This window comes from Caulobacter sp. NIBR1757 (assembly GCF_027912495.1).
In the GTDB taxonomy this organism is placed as follows: domain Bacteria; phylum Pseudomonadota; class Alphaproteobacteria; order Caulobacterales; family Caulobacteraceae; genus Caulobacter.
In genome coordinates this window covers 3,500,185-3,516,426 of the sequence record NZ_CP115463.1, presented here as the reverse complement: position 1 = coordinate 3,516,426, position 16,242 = coordinate 3,500,185, and the positions used below count along the sequence as shown (strand labels likewise).

General features: G+C 67.0%; 16 protein-coding genes. 8 read left to right on the top strand and 8 right to left on the bottom strand.

Features of this window, described 5'->3' with window-relative positions; genetic code table 11:
* Window positions 1-204: 204 nt before the first annotated feature.
* The 4 genes from O5I81_RS17015 to O5I81_RS17000 all read left to right on the top strand — a co-directional run bounded on the left by O5I81_RS17015 (window position 205) and on the right by O5I81_RS17000 (window position 7,212).
* Window positions 205-1,266: an efflux RND transporter periplasmic adaptor subunit gene (locus tag O5I81_RS17015; protein ID WP_271066051.1), complete on the top strand. Its 1,062-nt coding sequence runs from the start codon at window positions 205-207 to the stop codon at window positions 1,264-1,266.
* Between the two features lie 9 nt (window positions 1,267-1,275).
* On the top strand, window positions 1,276-4,452 hold the full coding sequence (locus O5I81_RS17010) for an efflux RND transporter permease subunit (RefSeq protein WP_271066050.1): 3,177 nt from the start codon (window positions 1,276-1,278) through the stop codon (window positions 4,450-4,452).
* Between the two features lie 81 nt (window positions 4,453-4,533).
* On the top strand, window positions 4,534-6,318 hold the full coding sequence (locus O5I81_RS17005; RefSeq protein ID WP_271066049.1) for an SLC13 family permease: 1,785 nt from the start codon (window positions 4,534-4,536) through the stop codon (window positions 6,316-6,318).
* Between the two features lie 72 nt (window positions 6,319-6,390).
* The gene (locus O5I81_RS17000; protein ID WP_271066048.1) at window positions 6,391-7,212 is read left to right on the top strand and encodes a flagellin; all 822 of its coding nucleotides are present in this window, start codon (window positions 6,391-6,393) and stop codon (window positions 7,210-7,212) included.
* A 235-nt stretch (window positions 7,213-7,447) separates the two neighbouring features.
* On the opposite strand, the gene O5I81_RS16995 is transcribed toward O5I81_RS17000, so the two are convergent.
* Genes O5I81_RS16995 through O5I81_RS16985 form a run of 3 tightly spaced genes read right to left on the bottom strand, consistent with a single transcriptional unit; the run spans window position 7,448 to window position 8,692 of the window.
* The gene (locus tag O5I81_RS16995) at window positions 7,448-8,047 is read right to left on the bottom strand and encodes an SOS response-associated peptidase (protein WP_271066047.1); all 600 of its coding nucleotides are present in this window, start codon (window positions 8,045-8,047) and stop codon (window positions 7,448-7,450) included.
* The gene (locus O5I81_RS16990) at window positions 8,040-8,441 is read right to left on the bottom strand and encodes a type II toxin-antitoxin system VapC family toxin (protein WP_271066046.1); all 402 of its coding nucleotides are present in this window, start codon (window positions 8,439-8,441) and stop codon (window positions 8,040-8,042) included. Before O5I81_RS16990 ends, O5I81_RS16995 begins: the two co-directional genes overlap by 8 nt.
* Window positions 8,438-8,692, bottom strand: coding sequence for a type II toxin-antitoxin system VapB family antitoxin (locus O5I81_RS16985; protein WP_271066045.1), 255 nt, complete (start codon window positions 8,690-8,692; stop codon window positions 8,438-8,440). Before O5I81_RS16985 ends, O5I81_RS16990 begins: the two co-directional genes overlap by 4 nt.
* A 139-nt stretch (window positions 8,693-8,831) precedes the next feature.
* Here O5I81_RS16985 and O5I81_RS16980 point away from each other — a divergent pair, with 139 nt between their 5' ends.
* Both O5I81_RS16980 and O5I81_RS16975 read left to right on the top strand, forming a co-directional pair.
* Complete coding sequence (locus O5I81_RS16980; protein ID WP_271066044.1) at window positions 8,832-9,287, top strand: pyridoxamine 5'-phosphate oxidase family protein; 456 nt, start codon at window positions 8,832-8,834, stop codon at window positions 9,285-9,287.
* Window positions 9,288-9,494: 207 nt separating this feature from the next.
* Window positions 9,495-10,925: an SEFIR domain-containing protein gene (locus O5I81_RS16975; protein ID WP_271066043.1), complete on the top strand. Its 1,431-nt coding sequence runs from the start codon at window positions 9,495-9,497 to the stop codon at window positions 10,923-10,925.
* Between the two features lie 39 nt (window positions 10,926-10,964).
* Here O5I81_RS16975 and cobS read toward each other — a convergent pair whose 3' ends face one another.
* Window positions 10,965-11,975, bottom strand: coding sequence for a cobaltochelatase subunit CobS (cobS, locus tag O5I81_RS16970; protein ID WP_271066042.1), 1,011 nt, complete (start codon window positions 11,973-11,975; stop codon window positions 10,965-10,967).
* A 62-nt stretch (window positions 11,976-12,037) separates the two neighbouring features.
* On the opposite strand from cobS, the gene O5I81_RS16965 reads away from it, so the two are divergent.
* A complete protein-coding gene (locus tag O5I81_RS16965; protein ID WP_271066041.1) occupies window positions 12,038-12,790 on the top strand; it encodes a phosphatase PAP2 family protein in 753 nt (250 codons plus the stop codon).
* A 183-nt stretch (window positions 12,791-12,973) separates the two neighbouring features.
* On the opposite strand, the gene O5I81_RS16960 is transcribed toward O5I81_RS16965, so the two are convergent.
* Complete coding sequence (locus tag O5I81_RS16960; protein WP_271066040.1) at window positions 12,974-13,618, bottom strand: J domain-containing protein; 645 nt, start codon at window positions 13,616-13,618, stop codon at window positions 12,974-12,976.
* A gap of 45 nt (window positions 13,619-13,663) precedes the next feature.
* Between O5I81_RS16960 and O5I81_RS16955 the strand changes: the two genes are divergently transcribed.
* A complete protein-coding gene (locus O5I81_RS16955; protein ID WP_271066039.1) occupies window positions 13,664-13,942 on the top strand; it encodes a BolA family protein in 279 nt (92 codons plus the stop codon).
* Window positions 13,943-14,122: 180 nt separating this feature from the next.
* Here O5I81_RS16955 and O5I81_RS16950 read toward each other — a convergent pair whose 3' ends face one another.
* From O5I81_RS16950 to O5I81_RS16940, 3 genes are all read right to left on the bottom strand, one after another.
* Complete coding sequence (locus O5I81_RS16950; protein ID WP_271066038.1) at window positions 14,123-14,503, bottom strand: response regulator; 381 nt, start codon at window positions 14,501-14,503, stop codon at window positions 14,123-14,125.
* A 135-nt stretch (window positions 14,504-14,638) separates the two neighbouring features.
* The gene (aroB, locus tag O5I81_RS16945) at window positions 14,639-15,748 is read right to left on the bottom strand and encodes a 3-dehydroquinate synthase (RefSeq protein WP_271066037.1); all 1,110 of its coding nucleotides are present in this window, start codon (window positions 15,746-15,748) and stop codon (window positions 14,639-14,641) included.
* On the bottom strand, window positions 15,745-16,230 hold the full coding sequence (locus O5I81_RS16940; RefSeq protein ID WP_348637295.1) for a shikimate kinase: 486 nt from the start codon (window positions 16,228-16,230) through the stop codon (window positions 15,745-15,747). Before O5I81_RS16940 ends, aroB begins: the two co-directional genes overlap by 4 nt.
* Window positions 16,231-16,242 lie beyond the last annotated feature (12 nt).

The window sequence follows — 16,242 nt, the reverse complement described above, 5'->3', positions numbered from 1 at the left end:
CGGCGTTCGGCGCCTTGGCTCTGTCCCTATTTTGTCAGCAGGATGTCGGAACCGGCGGTTCCCGCGCGTCATCGACAGGTAACGGGGCTCTTCGCGGTTGCGAAATGACCGCAACGGCCTAGATACCGCCTGACGTCTGCACAGACTGGGGAGTACGACGTGCGCGCCTTCACCGACCGGCAAAGCCGGACGCGGACCCTCGTTGTGACTTTCGCCCTCGTGCTGGCGTTGCCGCTGGCCGCCTGTGGCAAGACGGAAGAGGCGCCCAAGGCCAAGGTCGCGCAGACCGTCACCGCCGCCGTCGTCTCCGAGCAGACCCTGCCGCGGCGTATCGAGGTGTCGGGCACGGTCACCGCCTGGAACGAGGTCATCGTCGGCGCCGAGACCGGCGGGCTGACCGCCGTGCAGGTGCTGGCCGACGAAGGCGACTGGGTCCGCCAGGGCCAGCTGATCGTCAAGATGAGCGACACCGTCCAGCGGGCGGCGCTGAGCCAGGCGCAGGCCGGGGTGCTGTCGGCCAAGGCCACGCTGGCGGAAGCGACTGCGGCGCTCGGCCGGTCGCAGGAACTGAAGGCCAAGGGCTATCTCTCGCAGGCGGCGCTCGACACCGCCCTGGCGAGGCAGCGCACGGCCTCGGCCGGCGTCGCCCAGGCCGAAGCGGCCGCCGCCTCGGCCGCCGCCCAGCTCGACCAGACCAACCTTCGCGCCCCGGTCAGCGGCCGGGTCTCCAGCCGCGCGGTGGTAAAGGGCCAGATCGTCCAGCCCGGCGTCGAACTGTTCCGCCTGGTCCGTGACGGCCGGCTGGAACTGGCCGGCGAGGTTCCGGAAGCCCAGCTGACGCTGCTGCGACCCGGCATGCCGGCGACCATCACCGGCGACGAGGGCGGCCAGACCGGCGGCGTGGTCCGCCTGATCACCCCGCGCGTCGACGCCCAGACCCGCGTCGGCCTGGCCCGCGTCAGCCTGGCCTCGCCCCAAAGCTTCCGCCCCGGCATGTTCGCCAAGGCCAGCATCGATGTCGGCGACCAGCCGGCCCTCGTGCTGCCGCAGTCGTCCGTGGTGTTCCGCAACTCGAAGGCCGGCGTCTATGTCGTCGACGCCGGCAACGTCGCGCATTTCCGCGAGGTGACCACCGGCGCCCGGGTCGGCGAGAGCGTCGAGATCGCCGCCGGCCTGAACGCCGGCGAGCGGGTCGTGGTCGGCGGCGCCGGGTTCCTGGCCGACGGGGACCATGTCCGCGTGGTCACCGCCCAGCCCAAGCGCTAGGGGCGGCCGATGTTCCGCAACATCTCCGCCTGGTCGATCAAGCATCCGATCCCGGTCGTCCTGCTGTTCATCATCCTGACCCTGGCCGGGGTGCAGGGCTTCCTGCAGATGCGGGTCAACAATTTCCCCGACATCGACTTTCCGCTGGTCGTCGTCGCCGCCGGCCAGCCCGGGGCCGCGCCGCCGGAGCTGGAAAGCCAGGTCACCCGCATCATCGAGGACGCCCTGACCGGCCTCAACGGCGTTCGCCATGTGCGCTCGACGGTCGGCGACGGGGTTTCCAACACCAGCGTCGAGTTCGAGATCGGCGTCGATCTGGAGCGGGCCACCAACGACGTGCGCAACGCCGTCGCCTCGGTGCGCGCCGACCTGCCACAGGACATCCCCGAGCCGATCGTCCAGCGCATCGACATCTCCGGCCAGCCGCTGATCACCTATGTCGTGCGCTCTGGCAGCCTGAACCCCGAACAGCTGAGCTGGTTCGTCGACAACGACGTCTCCAAGCGGCTGCTGGCCATTCCCGGCATCGCCCAGGTCACCCGCGAAGGCGGGGTGTCGCGCGAGATCCGCGTCGAGCTGGACCCGCGCAAACTCGCGGCGCAAGGCGTGACGGCGGCCCAGGTCAGCCAGACCCTGCGCAGCATCAACGCCGACCTGCCCGGCGGCCGGGCCACGGTCGGCGGCGAGGAGCGGGCCATCCGCACCCTCGGCGGGGCCGACACCGTCGAACAGCTGGCCGACAAGCGGGTCAGCCTGGGCGGCGGCCGCAGCGTGCGACTGGGCGATCTGGGCGCCGTCACCGACAGCTGGACCGAGCCGCGCATCCGGGCCCGGTTCGACGGCCAGGAGGTGGTGTCCTTCTCGATGCTGCGCACCCGCGACGGCAGCGAGGTCAAGGCCGGCAAGGCCGTTCGCAAGGCGGTCGAGAAGCTCGACGCGGAACGCAAGGACCTCGACATCGAGGAGGTGACCTCGACGGTGCAGTACGTCGAGGCCAGCTATAACGCCTCCGTGGAAGCGCTGCTGCTCGGGGCCATCCTGGCGGTGGCGGTGGTCTTCCTGTTCCTGCGCGACTGGCGGGCCACCCTGATCACGGCGACGGCCATCCCGCTGTCCCTGATCCCGACCTTCGCCATCCTCGCGCCGCTGGACCAGACCTTCAACGTCGTCACCCTGCTGGCCCTGTCGCTGACCATCGGCATCCTCGTGGACGACGCCATCGTCGAGATCGAGAACATCGTCCGGCATATGCAGCAGTACAACCTGACGCCCTACCAGGCCTCGATGGAGGCGGCGGACGAGATCGGGCTGGCGGTGGTGGCGACGACGGCGACTATCATCGCGGTGTTCGCGCCGGTCGGCTTCATGCCCGGCGTGGTCGGGCAGTTCTTCAAGAGCTTCGCCCTGGCCGCCTGCGTCTCGGTGCTGTTCTCCCTGGTCGTGGCCCGCATGCTGACCCCGCTGATGAGCGCCTATCTGCTCAAGCGGACCAGCAAGATGAGCGAGCACAAGGACCCGTTCTGGATGGGTCGCTATCTGAAGTCGCTGGCCTGGGGCATGAAGCACCGGGTCGTCTCCTTCATCGCGGGCACGGTCTTCTTCGTGCTGTCGATCTTCGTCGCCACCCTGGTGCCGGGCGAATTCATCCCGGCGGGCGACCAGGGCTACAGCGCCATGAGCGTCGAACTGCCGCCGGGGTCGACCATCGAGGACACCGACGCGGTGGTCCTGCGCATCACCGAGACCCTCAAGAAGCGACCCGAGGTGAAGAGCGTCTACGGCGGCGTCGGCGCCGGGCTGTCGGCCACCGGGCCGGGCGGCTCGGGCGCGGCGCTGGGTGATGTGCGGCGGGCGGCGGTGACCGCCAACCTGGTGCCCAAGCACGACCGCGAGCTCTCCCAGCAGGAGTTCGAGCAGGACGTCGCCAAGAGCTTCAAGGATATCCCGGGCGTCCGCATCCGCTTCGGCGTCGACGGCTCGGCCCCGCTCTACAACGTCACCCTGACCAGCGACGACGGCCCGGCCCTGGCCCGCGCCGCCCGGGCGGTCGAGCAGGAGATGCGCGGCCTGGAGGGCCTGGCCAACGTCGTCAACACCGCCGACATCGCCCGGCCGGAAATCCTTGTCACCCCCAAGCCGGACGTCGCCGCCCGCATGGGGGTCTCGGCCAACGACATCAGCCAGGCCGTGCGGGTCGCCACCCTCGGCGACATCGACCAGCTGCTGCCCAAGTTCAATCTCGGCGACCGCCAGATCCCCATCCGCCTCCGCCTGACCGAGGACGCCCGCGAGCACCTGGACGTCATCGAGAACCTACGGGTTCCGACTGCTTCCGGCGAAGCCGTGCCGCTGTCGGCGGTGGCCAACATCACCTTCGGGGCCGGGCCCAGCCAGATCGACCGGCTGGACCGCAGCCGCAACGCCACCATCACCGCCGAACTGGCCGGCATGGCCCTGGGCGACGCCGACAAGGCGGTGCAGGCCCTGCCGTCGATGAAGAATCTGCCGCCCGGCGTCTCGGTTCAGCCCTCGGGCGACGTCGAGGCCTTCGCCGAGCTGGGTGTCGGATTCGCCACCGCCTTCCTGACCGGCATCCTGCTGATGTACGCGGTGCTGGTCCTGCTGTTCAAAAGCTTCCTGCACCCGATCACCATCCAGATGGCGTTGCCGCTGGCGCTGGGCGGGGCCTTCTTCGCCCTGCTGATCACCGGCACCAACCTGTCGATGCCGGCCCTGATCGGCCTGCTTATGCTGATGGGCATCGCCGCCAAGAACTCGATCCTGCTGGTCGAGTACGGCATCGAGGCCCGCAACGCCGGGGCGACCCGCTACGACGCCATGATGGACGCCGCCCACAAGCGGGCGCGGCCGATCCTGATGACCACCGTGGCCATGGGCGCCGGCATGCTGCCGGTGGCCCTGGGCTTGGGCGAGGACGTCGAGTTCCGCCAGCCGATGGCCATCGCCGTCATCGGCGGCCTGATCACCTCGACCCTGCTCAGCCTGCTGTTCGTGCCGGTGATGTACACCATCCTCGAGGACATCGTCGGCTTCGCCCGCTGGCTGATCCGCAAGGACAAGTCGGTGACCTGGCGCGAGTTCAAGATGAAGCTGCGCGGGCCGACGGGGCCGGGGGCGGAGGCGCAGCCGGATGTGGTTACGGGCGCGTCGCCGCTGGTGACCTGACACCGATCCCTTCTCCCGACAAGCGGGAGAAGGAACCGCATCATTCGCCTCCGCGTTCCCCGCATCCATGGGGCGCTTTACATGACTTTGCAGCAGGCGCTGTCGTTCGGCCTGGTCGGACTGACGGTGATCGTCTTCATCTGGGGGCGATGGCGATATGACCTCGTGGCGCTGGGGGCCCTGGCGGTCGGCATCGCCATCGGCGTCATTCCGATCAAGAGCGCCTTCGACGGGGTCTCCAACGACATCGTCATCATCATCGCCAGCGCCCTGGTGCTCAGCGCCGCGGTGGCGCGGTCGGGGCTGGTCGACACCATCCTGGCCCCGCTGGTCCCGCGCCTGAAATCCGAGAAGAGCCAGGTGCCGGTGTTCGCCACCGCCACCGCCATCCTCTCCATGCTCAGCAAGAACGTCGGGGCCCTGGCCCTGATGATGCCGACCGCCCTGCAGATCGCCAGGCGGACCAACACCCCGGCCAGCCGGGTGCTGATGCCGATGAGCTTCGCCAGCCTGGTCGGCGGCCTGGCCGTGCTGGTCGGCACCTCGCCCAACATCATCGTCGCCGAGGTGCGGGGCGAGGCGACCGGCACGCCGTTCGGGATGTTCGACTACTTCCCGGTCGGCGGCATCCTGACCGTCATCGCCATCCTCTACCTGACCTTCGCCTACCGGCTGCTGCCCAAGGACCGCAAGGCCAGCATCAGCGTCGACGCCGCCCTGGCCGCCAACGCCTACATGACCGAGGTCGAGGTGCCGGCCGGATGGGACTGGAAGAGCAGCCGCGTCGGCGACATCCGGAAGTTCGGCGACGGCTCCAACCAGGTGGTCGCCATCCTGCGCAACCACAAACGGATCAGCGCCCCGCACCCCAACCGCAAGATCCTGGCCGGCGACACCCTGCTGCTCGAGGGCGAGGAGCAGGAGCTGAACGAGCTGATCGTCCGGGCCGGGCTGAAGATGTCGCTCACCGACCGGCCGGTCGCCCTGGCCGAGCCGACCGACGAGGTCCGCGTCGTCGAGGCGGTGATCGGCGCCAATAGCGACCTGGTCGGGGAAAGCGCCAAGAGCTTCGCCCTGCACGAGGCCCATGGCGTCAACCTGATCGGCGTCAGCCGCAGCGGCTACCGGATGCGCGGGCCGCTGTCCTCGACCCGGCTGAAGAGCGGCGACATCCTGGTCCTGCAGGGCAGCGAGCAATCCCTCCCCGAGGCCCTGAAGGCGCTGGGCCTGCTGCCGCTGGCCGAGCGGGAGGTGCGGCTGGGCGGCATCCGCCACGCCATCGCCCCGGCCGTGATCCTCGTCGGCGCCATGGTCGTCGTCGCCACCGGCCTGCTGCCCGTTGCGGCGGGCTTCTTCATCGCCGCCGTCCTCGTCGTCGCCGTCGGAGCCCTGCGCATGCGCGAGGCCTACGCCGCCCTCGACGCCCCGGTGCTGATCCTCGTCGCCGCCCTGATCCCGGTCAGCGACAGCATCTCCCGGAGCGGCGGGGCCGACCTGATCGCCGCCGCCCTGTCGGGCGCCTTCCATGGCATGCCGCCGCTGGTCACCCTGACCGCCATGATGGCCGTGGCCATGATCGCCACCCCCTTCCTCAACAACGCCGCCACCGTGCTGATCGTCGCCCCGATCGGCATGGGCCTGGCCAAGCAGCTGGGCCTCAGCCCCGACCCCTTCCTGATGGCCGTCGCCGTCGGGGCCGGCTGCGACTTCCTCACCCCCGTCGGCCACCAGTGCAACACCCTGGTCATGGGGCCGGGCGGCTACCGGTTCGGCGACTACGCCCGGCTGGGGGCGCCGCTGTCGGTGATCATCCTGCTCGTCGCGCCGTTGCTCATCTCGCTGTTCTGGCCGTTCACAGTCCCCTAACCCATTTCGGGCTAACCCTCGGGACGGGGCAAAAGGCCCTTCCGCTCACGCGGACTCCAGAACGGGCCGGCCATGCTGAGTATCAACACCAATGTCGGCGCGATGATCGCGCTGCAGAACCTGGGGGCCGTCAACCGCGAGCTCTCCGAGGTGACCCGCCGCATCAGCACCGGCCTGAAGATCTCGTCGGTCAAGGACGACCCCGCCACCTGGGTGATCGCCCAGGGCCAGCGGGCCGAGATGAAATCCCTCAATGCCGTGACCGGCTCGCTGCAGCGGGGCCAGTCGATCGTCGATGTGGCGATCAGCGGCGGCGAAACCATCAGCGATCTCCTCAGCCAGATGAAGGAGAAGATGCTGGCGGCCTCCGACCCCTCGCTCAACGCCAGCGACCGGGCCGCGATCAGCGCCGACTATGTGGCCCTGCGCAAACAGATCGACCTGACCGCCTCCAACGCCGCCTTCAACGGCGTCAGCCTGATCTCGTCGGGCAGCTCGGGCAACGTCCGCGCCCTGGCCAACGCGGCGGCGACAGACAGCATCAACGTCGACCACGTCGACCTGTCGACCACGGGCGGGCTGCTCAGCGGCACCCTGGCCGACCTGACGACGGTGACCGCCGCCGACCTGACCAACCTCGACAACGCCCTCAAGGGGGTGAACGGGGCGGTGGCCAAGCTGGGCACCGGGTCCAAGGCGCTGGACACCCACGCCAACTTCATCAGCAAGCTGCAGGACACGCTGGAAGCCTCCATCGGCCGGCTGGTCGACGCCGACCTCGCCAAGGAAAGCGCCCGCTTCCAGGCCCTGCAGGTCAAGCAGCAGCTGGCCATCCAGGCGCTGAGCATCGCCAACCAGCAGCCCAACCTGATCCTGCAGCTGTTCCGGAACTAGGGCTTCGGCGCGAGGTGTTGTCGAAGGCGTCCAGTATAGCACGGGGCGACGAGGAAATACGTTTTAATTTCAACGACTTAAACCTACACCAGGCGCGGTGCGAGTCCCACAATTCGCCTACCTGTTCCTACCCCGGGGACCACCCGGACCTACCCGAAAACCACCGGGTTTCAGATCCGTTCGGCAGGGCTGGAACGCCGCCCGAAATCCCTATGTCTAGACATATTCATCTTGCCTAGAGCAGCGATCCCTTCGCCGGCCGCGGGGCTTCCGCGATCACCCAGGTCCCGGCCGGGGAGGGGTTCAGCAGGCCCGCCTCGCCGGCCAGCCAGCGGTCCCAGTCGGCGCGGCCCAGGACGACAGGCTGGCGGTCGTGCGTCGGGGCGATGTCGGGGCCGGGATCGACGGTCAGCAGGCTGAAGCGGGCGTCGTCTCCGTCCCCAATGTTTGGGCCGTTCTGGTAGCCCGCGAAGCAGAACCAGTCGCCGTCGGCGCGGGTGAAGCGCCAGCGGGTCTTGGGGTATTTGTCGCCGGTGAACTCGAAGAAGGACGAGGCGGGGACCAGGCAGCGGCCCTGCTCGAACCGCCGGCCCTCCGAACGCATGTTGATCACCGGCGGCCGCTTGGGCTGGCTGGGCAGGAGACCCCATTTGAGGCGGACCAGGGTGGCGTGGTCGCCCTGGGGCAGGATCACCGGCGCGGCGTCGGTCGGGCGGATGTCGTCGTTGGGCTCGAGGTTGGGTGGGCCGGAGGGGAAGCGCAGCGGGAAGCGGCTCTCGCTGAAGATCTCGAAGATCTCGTCGATGGGGATGTGGTTGGCGTAGTTGTTACACATGGCGGTCGGCGGCCGGCGCAATGTCGGTGCGGGCAAAGTCCTGGCCCTTGAAGAGCAGGGACGCGCCGAGGGACCTGGCCAGGGCGTAGGAGGCGCAGTCGCAGAGGTTCAGGCCATAGCGGCCCTGGCCGAAGCGGGTGAAGGCCTTGAAGGCAATGTCGGACTGTTCCTCATCGAACGGCCGGATGCTGGCGCGAAAGAGGCTCAGAAGCTCGTCGAGCTTTGTCTGGTCGGCGGAAACAAGGCGCTTGGCATAGACCAGCCGGGTCTCGTGGAGGGTCACGGCCGAAACCGCCACCTCGTCGGCGTCGATAAGGAGGCGCGCGAAGGCCGCCCCTTCCGGCTCGGAAAACAGGATGGCGATCAGGGCCGAGCTGTCGACGACGATGGTCACAGGCCGCCCGACAGCTCCTTGCGGATCACCGCGATGGGCCGGGGGTCGGCGACCGGCATTCCGGCGACGTCGGCCATCAGGGCCTGGACCGCGCTGAGCCGCTCGGCGCGGTCGGCTTGCCGTTCGGCCTTCACGGCGTCCAGCGCGGCCTGGGCGGCGGCGCGAATGGCGTCGGTGATGGTGGCGCCCGTCGCTGTCGCCAGTTCCCGGACGACGCCTTCCGTGGCCGGGTCCTTGATGTTGATGGCCATCGTGATCTTCCTCGAGGAGGCAAGGAAGATAGCATCGACGGGCTGGATGAGCCAGTCGGGCCGTGTGCGATCTTGAGCCAGATCAAGGCCGGCCCGGGCGGTCGCGGCTAGCCTTTCTCCAGCCCAAGGAGGAAGTCCGATGCGTCCTGAACAGCGTCAGTCGGTCGTCGATATCCTGGCCGCCGGCCTGGATATCAGTCTCGCCACCCTGCGCCCCGACGGCTGGCCACAGGCCACCGTCGTCAGCTATGCGAGCGATGGCCTGACCGTCTATTTCGGCACCGGGGCCGGCTCGCAGAAGGCCCGCAACCTGGCGGCCGACCCGCGCGTCTCGGCGACCGTCACCCTGCCCTATGGGGAGTGGTCGACCATCCGGGGCCTGTCCATGGCGGCCCGCGCCACCCCCGTGACCGCGCCCGAGGAGGTTACCCACATCGGCCAGCTGATGATGGCCAAGTTCCCGGGGATGACAGACTACGTCCTGCCGGAGACCGCCGGCCCGATGGCCCTCTTCAGGCTGGACCCGACGGTGGTGTCGGTTCTGGATTATGGGAACGGGTTTGGGTGGACGGATACGTTTGAGGTTACGAGCTGACAGGGCGGTGACGCGCGCTGGCGGGGATCAGGCCGAGGGTGGCGTGATCTATCTCAGCTCGGCGGGATATAGGTGTGTGTCCCTACTTCCGTCGCTCCACAACCCCGCTCCACAACCCGTCGATAGATCTCAACCCGAACTTGCACTAGCCGCAGCTCATGTCTAGCTAGTCCTACCAGCGACGTCGCGGTAACGAATGAGGATAAGATGGAGCCTGTGAAAGCCTTCATATCGTACGCATGGACATCTCCTGTGCACGAAGATTGGGTGCTTCAGCTGGCGACCCGCCTCCGGCAGGACGGCGTCGACATTATTATGGATAAGTGGGACTTAAAGCCGGGTCACGACTCCGTAAAATTCATGGAGCAGATGGTGACAGACGAGGGTGTCACCAAGGTCATCATGATTTGTGACCATAAATACTCGCAGAAGGCTGATAATCGCGAGGGCGGCGTCGGAACTGAGGCTCAAATTATTTCACCGGAGCTGTACGGCAAGTCGATGCAAGACAAATATGTTGCCGTAGTTTCGGAACTTGACGAAGCCGGAAAGCCATATCTTCCCGTTTATTATCGCGGAAGAATATATTTTGACCTGTCTTCAGACACACGATTTGAAGATGAATATGATAAATTGCTTCGATGGATAGTCGGTAAGCCGGTACATGTGAAGCCCGAAATCGGAGCGCCACCGCATTATCTGGATGAGAACAGCGTAAAGCTCGAAACAGAATCAGCGTTTCGACGTGCGGAAAATTTGTTGCGTTCCGGTGCAAGTACAGCTCTATCAGCCGTTCGGGATTACGCTGATGTTTTTGTCCGCGAATACGCGAAGCTGGCGATTGTTCAACGGCCGGGAGTGGAAATCGACGATTTGATAGTGGAGGCCATACAGGCAGCGACTCCATATATCAGGCAGATTGAGGAACTTGCGATCGCTGCCGCGAGGTCTCCACAAAAAGAAAATTTTCTTGAGGTGGTAGCTCTGCTGGAGCGAATTGGGCGGTTTATGTACCCTGCTCCAGAAGTCACTTCTTGGCGGACAGCCGATTACGATGCCTTCAAATTTAACGCGCATCTTCTTTTAGTGTCCGTTGTCGCCGTGTCTGTTCAAGAGGGCAGATTTGATCTGACTGAGGCTATAGTAAATTATCCGTTCATGTTAAATATCGGTCCATCGTCGGAGGGGCGTATCGAGGGCTACGAAGGATTTCGAAATTATCTGGCGTCGTTGAACGAATACAGAAATCAACGACTTGGTCTGAGAAGAATGAGCGTTCAGGCCGATCTTATGAAAGAGCACTACTCGGCGCATAACATATCATTCGATCGTGCCATGGAGGCGGATTTTCTATTGTATATTAAAAGTAGTATAAATGACGAATCTGGTAGGTCGAGTTGGTATCCAGTAACGAGTGTTTGGGCCGAGCGTAGATTTCGACCGTTTGAAATTTTTGCTAGGGCGGAATCGATGAGATTCGCCACTTCTATCCTGCCAATCTTTGGCGTTGGCGCCGTCGCGAACTTGAAAGACAAACTCGTCGCGATTGGCAACGACCGTCAAAGATTCCGGTCGGGAGAGTTTGGAATTTCTCTCGCCGTGCTCACAAATGCGGAACACATCGGCGCCCGACCGTAATCCGTCTTCGCCAAGCTATCTTTGCTTAGCTAAGAGCCCCTACGCCACCTTCACCCGCGCCGCACTCTCCGGCAGATCCTCGCCGAACGCCCGCTGGTAGAACTCCGCCACCGTCGGCCGTTCCAGCTCGTCGCACTTGTTGAGGAAGGTCATCCGGAAGGCCAGGCCGATGTCGCCGCCGAAGATCTCGGCGTTCTGGGCCCAGGTGATGACGGTGCGGGGGCTCATGACGGTCGAGATGTCGCCGTTCATGAAGGCGTTGCGGGTCATGTCGGCGACGCGGACCATGGCGGCCAGGGTGCGGCGGCCTTCGGCATTGGCGTAGGAGGGGTTCTTGGCCAGCACGATCTCGGCCTCGACGTCGTGGTCGAGGTAGTTGAGCGTGGTGACGATCGACCAGCGGTCCATCTGACCCTGATTGATCTGCTGGGTGCCGTGGTAGAGGCCCGTGGTGTCGCCCAGACCAATGGTGTTGGTCGTCGAGAACAGGCGGAAGTAGGGGTTGGCGCGAATGACCTTGTTCTGGTCGAGCAGGGTCAGCTTGCCGCCGGCTTCCAGCACCCGCTGGATGACGAACATCACGTCCGGGCGGCCGGCGTCGTATTCGTCGAAGACCAGCGCCATCGGGCGCTGCAGGCACCAGGGCAGGATGCCTTCGCGGAATTCGGTGATCTGCTTGCCGTCCTTCAGGACGATGGCGTCCTTGCCGACGAGATCGATGCGGCTGACGTGGCTGTCGAGGTTGACCCGGACCAGCGGCCAGTTGAGGCGGGCGGCGACCTGTTCGATGTGGGTCGACTTGCCGGTGCCGTGATAGCCCTGGACCATGACGCGGCGGTCGTAGGCCAGGCCCGCGACGATGGCCAGGGTGGTCATCGGATCGAACTTGTAGGCCTCGTCGATGTCCGGCACGTGGCTGTCGCGATGGCTGAAGGCGGGCACCTTCATGTCGCTATCGACGCCGAAGACGTCACGGACGGAAACCTGCTTGTCCGGAACCAGGCTCAGCAGGGGATCGGCGGCGGTGGGGTTGTCGATAAGGTCGGCCATGTCGATGGTTCGATACCGCGTTTGGCGCGTTCGGCAAACAGATGTTCGACGGGATTCCAAGCATGAACCGTAAGGAATTGTTGCAGCCGGCGCATTGGCCGGGGTTGACGCTGCGGATGGTGCGGGCGGCGCGCTCGGAACTGGGCGCGGTCATCGCCCTGTTCGGGCTCGGCCTGGGCGTGCTGGCCTTTCTCAGCATTGCCGACGAGGTGGTCGAGGGCGAGACCCAGACGATCGACCAGACGATCCTGCTGATGTTCCGGGTGCACGGCGATCCGACCACGCCGATCGGCGGCCGCTGGCTGCGCGAGGCGGTGGGCGACATCACGGCGCTGGGCGGCTGGACGGTGCTGACCCTGTTCGTGCTGCTGGTCGTCGGCTTCCTGCTCAGCCTGCGGCGCTGGCGCGAGGCGCTGGTGCTGCTGGTCGCGGCGATGGGCGGCACGGCGCTGGGCCAGACGCTGAAAGGGGTGTTCGGGCGCGAGCGGCCCGAGGAGTCCTGGCGGCTGGTCGAGGCCATCCACACCAGCTTTCCCAGCGGTCACGCGATGATGTCGGCGGTGATCTACCTGACCTTCGGGGCGCTGATGGCCCGGTTCGCCAATCGCACGCGGGTGAAGGTGTTCGGCATCGTCATGGGGCTGGTGCTGACCGTGCTGGTCGGGGTCAGCCGGGTGTTCCTGGGGGTGCATTGGCCGAGCGACGTGCTGGCCGGCTGGTGCGTCGGGGCGGCCTGGGCGATGGCCTGCTGGCTGGCGGCGTGGGCGGTCGAGAAGTGGTGGCTGAAGGATGTGGAGGAGCGGCCGCAGGGGTAGGGGTGCGTTGTTCCTCCCCCCTCGGGGGAGGTGGCAGCGGCGCAGCCGCTGACGGAGGGGGTCGCCGCCCAGGTCGGCGGGTAAATCCGCGGGACGCTGCCGCTGTCGCCGGTGGGGACCCCCTCCACCATTGCCGCGCAATGGTCCCCCTCCCCCGAAGGGGGAGGAACCAGGGACCGGCCCCTAAGCCAGCTTCGCCTTCTTCAGGGTCTTCCACGCCTGGATCACCCGCTGCAGCTTGTGTTCGGCCGAGCGGTCGCCGCCGTTGCTGTCGGGGTGACAGCGTTTGAGCAGCTCGTGGTAGCGCTTCTTGATGTCCTTGGGCTCGGCGGTGTCGTCGAGGTCGAGGTCGGCAAGCGCGCCGCGTTCCATCTTGCCCAGCAGCCGGCCGTCGGCGCGGGGCTTGGCCTGCACCTGTGATGTGCCGCTGCCGAACAGGCTGAAGGGATCGACGAAGGCGCCGGGATCGCGGGTCCCGGCTTGGGCCTCGCGGCTGCGGTTGGACGCCTTCATCGACCAGGTCGGGCGCTCGCCGGTCAGGCGCGAGGCCTGAACCTCGGCGACCTGCTCGTCGCTCATGCCGGCGAAGAAGTTCCACTGCTTGTTGTACTCGGCCGCGTGCGGCTGACAGAACCAGTAGTGCTGGTCCATCATCTGGCGCGATTTCGGGGCGCGGGCGGTGGCGGCGGTGCGGCAGCCGGCGTGATCACAGGCCCGCTCGCCCGGCTTGAGGGCGTTGACGTCGGTCTCCGCTTCCTTCTCGCCCTCCTTGGGCGGACGGACACGGATGTCGACAAATCGGGGTCGGTATTGAAAGGCGCCACTCATCGCCCGAAGTATGGGCCTACAAGGTAGGCTTTTCCAGAATTGAACATGACCGACTCACACCCCATATCGAAAGTGATCCATGAAAAGCTCACTTCGGCTTTCGCCCCCTCCCGTCTGGAGGTGGTGGACGACAGCGCGCGCCACCAGGGACATGCCGGGCACCGCGAGGGCGGGGGCACGCATTTCAATGTCGAGATCGAGTCGGCGGCGTTTTCCGGGGTGACCCGGGTGGCGCGGCAGCGGCAGGTGTATGCGGTTCTGGCCGAAGAGTTGGTGGACCAGGTTCACGCGCTGTCGGTGAAGGCGGTGGCGCCGGGGGAATGACCTTGCTTCCTCCCTCCCCGAATTGGGGAGGGCAGGCGCGCGTTGCGCGCCGGGTGGGGCAGTGGGTCACTGGCGCCGGCAGGTTTGTCTTCTCAGTGGATGGTCGCAAAAGTCTAGGACCGACTTCCCCACCCGACGCGCGTAACCGCGCGTCTGCCCTCCCCAATTCGGGGAGGGATGTCAGCCGCGCTTCGCCGCCAGTTCCTTCAGCACCCGCTCCAGGTCGCCCTGGCGGAACGGCTTCTGCAGCACTGGGGCGCCGCGGTGGGCCTCGATGAGACCCGCTTCGCCATAGCCGGAGGCGAAGGCGTAGGGGATGCCGCGGGCCTTCAGCAGGTCGGCGACGGGGAAGATCTGGCGGCCGCCGACATTGACGTCGAGGATGGCGGCGTCGAGCTCGGCGTCGTTGGCCAGGGCCAGGGCCTGGTCCAGATCGGGGGCCGGGCCGACAATGGCGCAGCCAAATTCGGTGAGCATGTCCTCGACCAGCATGGAGACGAGCATTTCGTCCTCCACGACCAGCACACGTAGGCCGTCGAGACCCGCGACGCTATCAACCATCAATGCCAACCCCTCCGCCCGAACCGGACCCGCGCCAGGCACGGGCATATCCTTACCAAGCGGTAGCGTAAGCCCCCGCTTAAGGAACCCAAACGGTCGGGGGTCCGCCCGGTTCCCGGACCGGGCAAAATTCTTTTATAGGGCCCCTTCGCCGCGCAGGAAGTCGCTCAGCGGGCCGGTATCGACGTTGCGGGCGACATGGGAGGCCCCGATGGCGGTGGGCAGGACCAGGGTGATGGCCCCGCCTTGCGCCTTCTTGTCCTGGGCCATGTGGCCGACCAGAACGGCGGCGTCGAACGGATGGCCGGCGACCTGGGCCAGGCGGGTGGGCAGGCCGACGGCGGCCAGCAGGGCCTCGGCGCGGGCGGCGTCGGCTTCGGCGCACAGGCCTTGCGAGGCGGCATAGCGATAGGCGAGGGCGCAGCCGGCGGCGACCGCCTCGCCGTGCTTGAGGGCCTCGCCGTAGCCGTTCTCGGCTTCCAGGGCGTGGCCGAAGGTGTGGCCGAGGTTGAGCAGGGCGCGCTGGCCCTGTTCCTTCTCGTCCTCGATGACGATCTGCGCTTTCATGGCGACGCAGCGGCGGACGGCCTCGGCCAGGGCGGCGGGGTCTCGGGCCATGGCGGCGGCGGAATTGGCCTCCAGCCAGGCGAAGAAGCCGGCGTCGCCGAGCAGGCCGTACTTGATGACCTCGGCCATGCCGCAGGCCATCTCGCGGTCCGGCAGGGTGGCGAGGACGTCGAGATCGGCCAACACCAGGCGCGGCTGATGGAAGGCGCCGATCAGGTTCTTGCCGCGCGGGGTGTCGATGGCGGTCTTGCCGCCGACGCTGGAATCGACCTGGGCCAGCAGGGTGGTCGGGATCTGGATGAAGTCGATGCCGCGCTTGTAGATGCTGGCCGCGAAGCCGGCGAGGTCGCCGACCACGCCGCCGCCGAAGGCGACGATCAGGTCGCCGCGGTCCAGCTCCAGGGCCAGCAGGCGGTCGGAGAGATCGGCCAGACCCTCGAAGCTCTTGGAGGCTTCGCCGGGCGGGATGGTGATCAGCTGGGTCTCGATACCGGCGGCGGCGAGGCTGGCGACCAGGCGGCCGGCGTGCAGCTGGGCGACCGTGGCGTCGGCGACGATGGCGGTGCGCCCGCGCTTCAGCAGCGGGGCGATATGGCTGCCGGCCTGGCCGATCAGGCCGGGGCCGATGACGACGTCGTACTCGCGGCCGGCCAGGTTGACGGGAACGGTGATGCTCATGCCGCGTGGGCCTCCAGGGCGCGCAGGATGGCGGCGACCGATTCCTGATGCGGGGTCTCGCCCAGCTCGACGGTGATGTCGGCCTGGGCGTAGACGGGATAGCGGACCTCGGCCAGCGCGGTCAGCACGGCCAGCGGGTCCTTGCCTTGCACCAGCGGCCGGTTGTCCTTGCGGCCGACCCGACGGGCGAGGATCTCGACGTCGGCCTTCAGCCAGACCGACAGGGCCTTCTCCCGGATCAGCGTCCGGGTCTGGTCGTTCATGAAGGCCCCGCCGCCGGTGGCCAGCACCATCGGCCCCTCGTCCAGTAGCCGGGCGATGACCCGCCGCTCGCCGTCGCGGAACTCGGCCTCGCCGAAGGCCTGGAAGATCTCGGGGATGGTGCGGCCTGCGGCGGCCTCGATCTCGGTGTCGGCGTCCTTGAACGGCAGGTCGAGGGCGGCGGCCAGCCGGCGGCCGACGCTCGACTTGCCGACGCCCATCAGCCCGACGAG

What these genes read in the sequence shown, in the direction of transcription:
- O5I81_RS16975 (WP_271066043.1), top strand. Translation starts at nt 9,495, where the DNA reads ATGGAGCCTGTGAAAGCCTTCATATCGTACGCATGGACATCTCCTGTG.
- aroB (WP_271066037.1), bottom strand. Translation starts at nt 15,748, where the DNA reads ATGAGCATCACCGTTCCCGTCAACCTGGCCGGCCGCGAGTACGACGTC.
- O5I81_RS16950 (WP_271066038.1), bottom strand. Translation starts at nt 14,503, where the DNA reads ATGGTTGATAGCGTCGCGGGTCTCGACGGCCTACGTGTGCTGGTCGTG.
- O5I81_RS16985 (WP_271066045.1), bottom strand. Translation starts at nt 8,692, where the DNA reads ATGGCCATCAACATCAAGGACCCGGCCACGGAAGGCGTCGTCCGGGAA.
- O5I81_RS16980 (WP_271066044.1), top strand. Translation starts at nt 8,832, where the DNA reads ATGCGTCCTGAACAGCGTCAGTCGGTCGTCGATATCCTGGCCGCCGGC.
- O5I81_RS17000 (WP_271066048.1), top strand. Translation starts at nt 6,391, where the DNA reads ATGCTGAGTATCAACACCAATGTCGGCGCGATGATCGCGCTGCAGAAC.
- cobS (WP_271066042.1), bottom strand. Translation starts at nt 11,975, where the DNA reads ATGGCCGACCTTATCGACAACCCCACCGCCGCCGATCCCCTGCTGAGC.
- O5I81_RS16940 (WP_348637295.1), bottom strand. Translation starts at nt 16,230, where the DNA reads ATGGGCGTCGGCAAGTCGAGCGTCGGCCGCCGGCTGGCCGCCGCCCTC.
- O5I81_RS16960 (WP_271066040.1), bottom strand. Translation starts at nt 13,618, where the DNA reads ATGAGTGGCGCCTTTCAATACCGACCCCGATTTGTCGACATCCGTGTC.
- O5I81_RS16965 (WP_271066041.1), top strand. Translation starts at nt 12,038, where the DNA reads ATGAACCGTAAGGAATTGTTGCAGCCGGCGCATTGGCCGGGGTTGACG.
- O5I81_RS16955 (WP_271066039.1), top strand. Translation starts at nt 13,664, where the DNA reads ATGACCGACTCACACCCCATATCGAAAGTGATCCATGAAAAGCTCACT.
- O5I81_RS16995 (WP_271066047.1), bottom strand. Translation starts at nt 8,047, where the DNA reads ATGTGTAACAACTACGCCAACCACATCCCCATCGACGAGATCTTCGAG.
- O5I81_RS17005 (WP_271066049.1), top strand. Translation starts at nt 4,534, where the DNA reads ATGACTTTGCAGCAGGCGCTGTCGTTCGGCCTGGTCGGACTGACGGTG.
- O5I81_RS17010 (WP_271066050.1), top strand. Translation starts at nt 1,276, where the DNA reads ATGTTCCGCAACATCTCCGCCTGGTCGATCAAGCATCCGATCCCGGTC.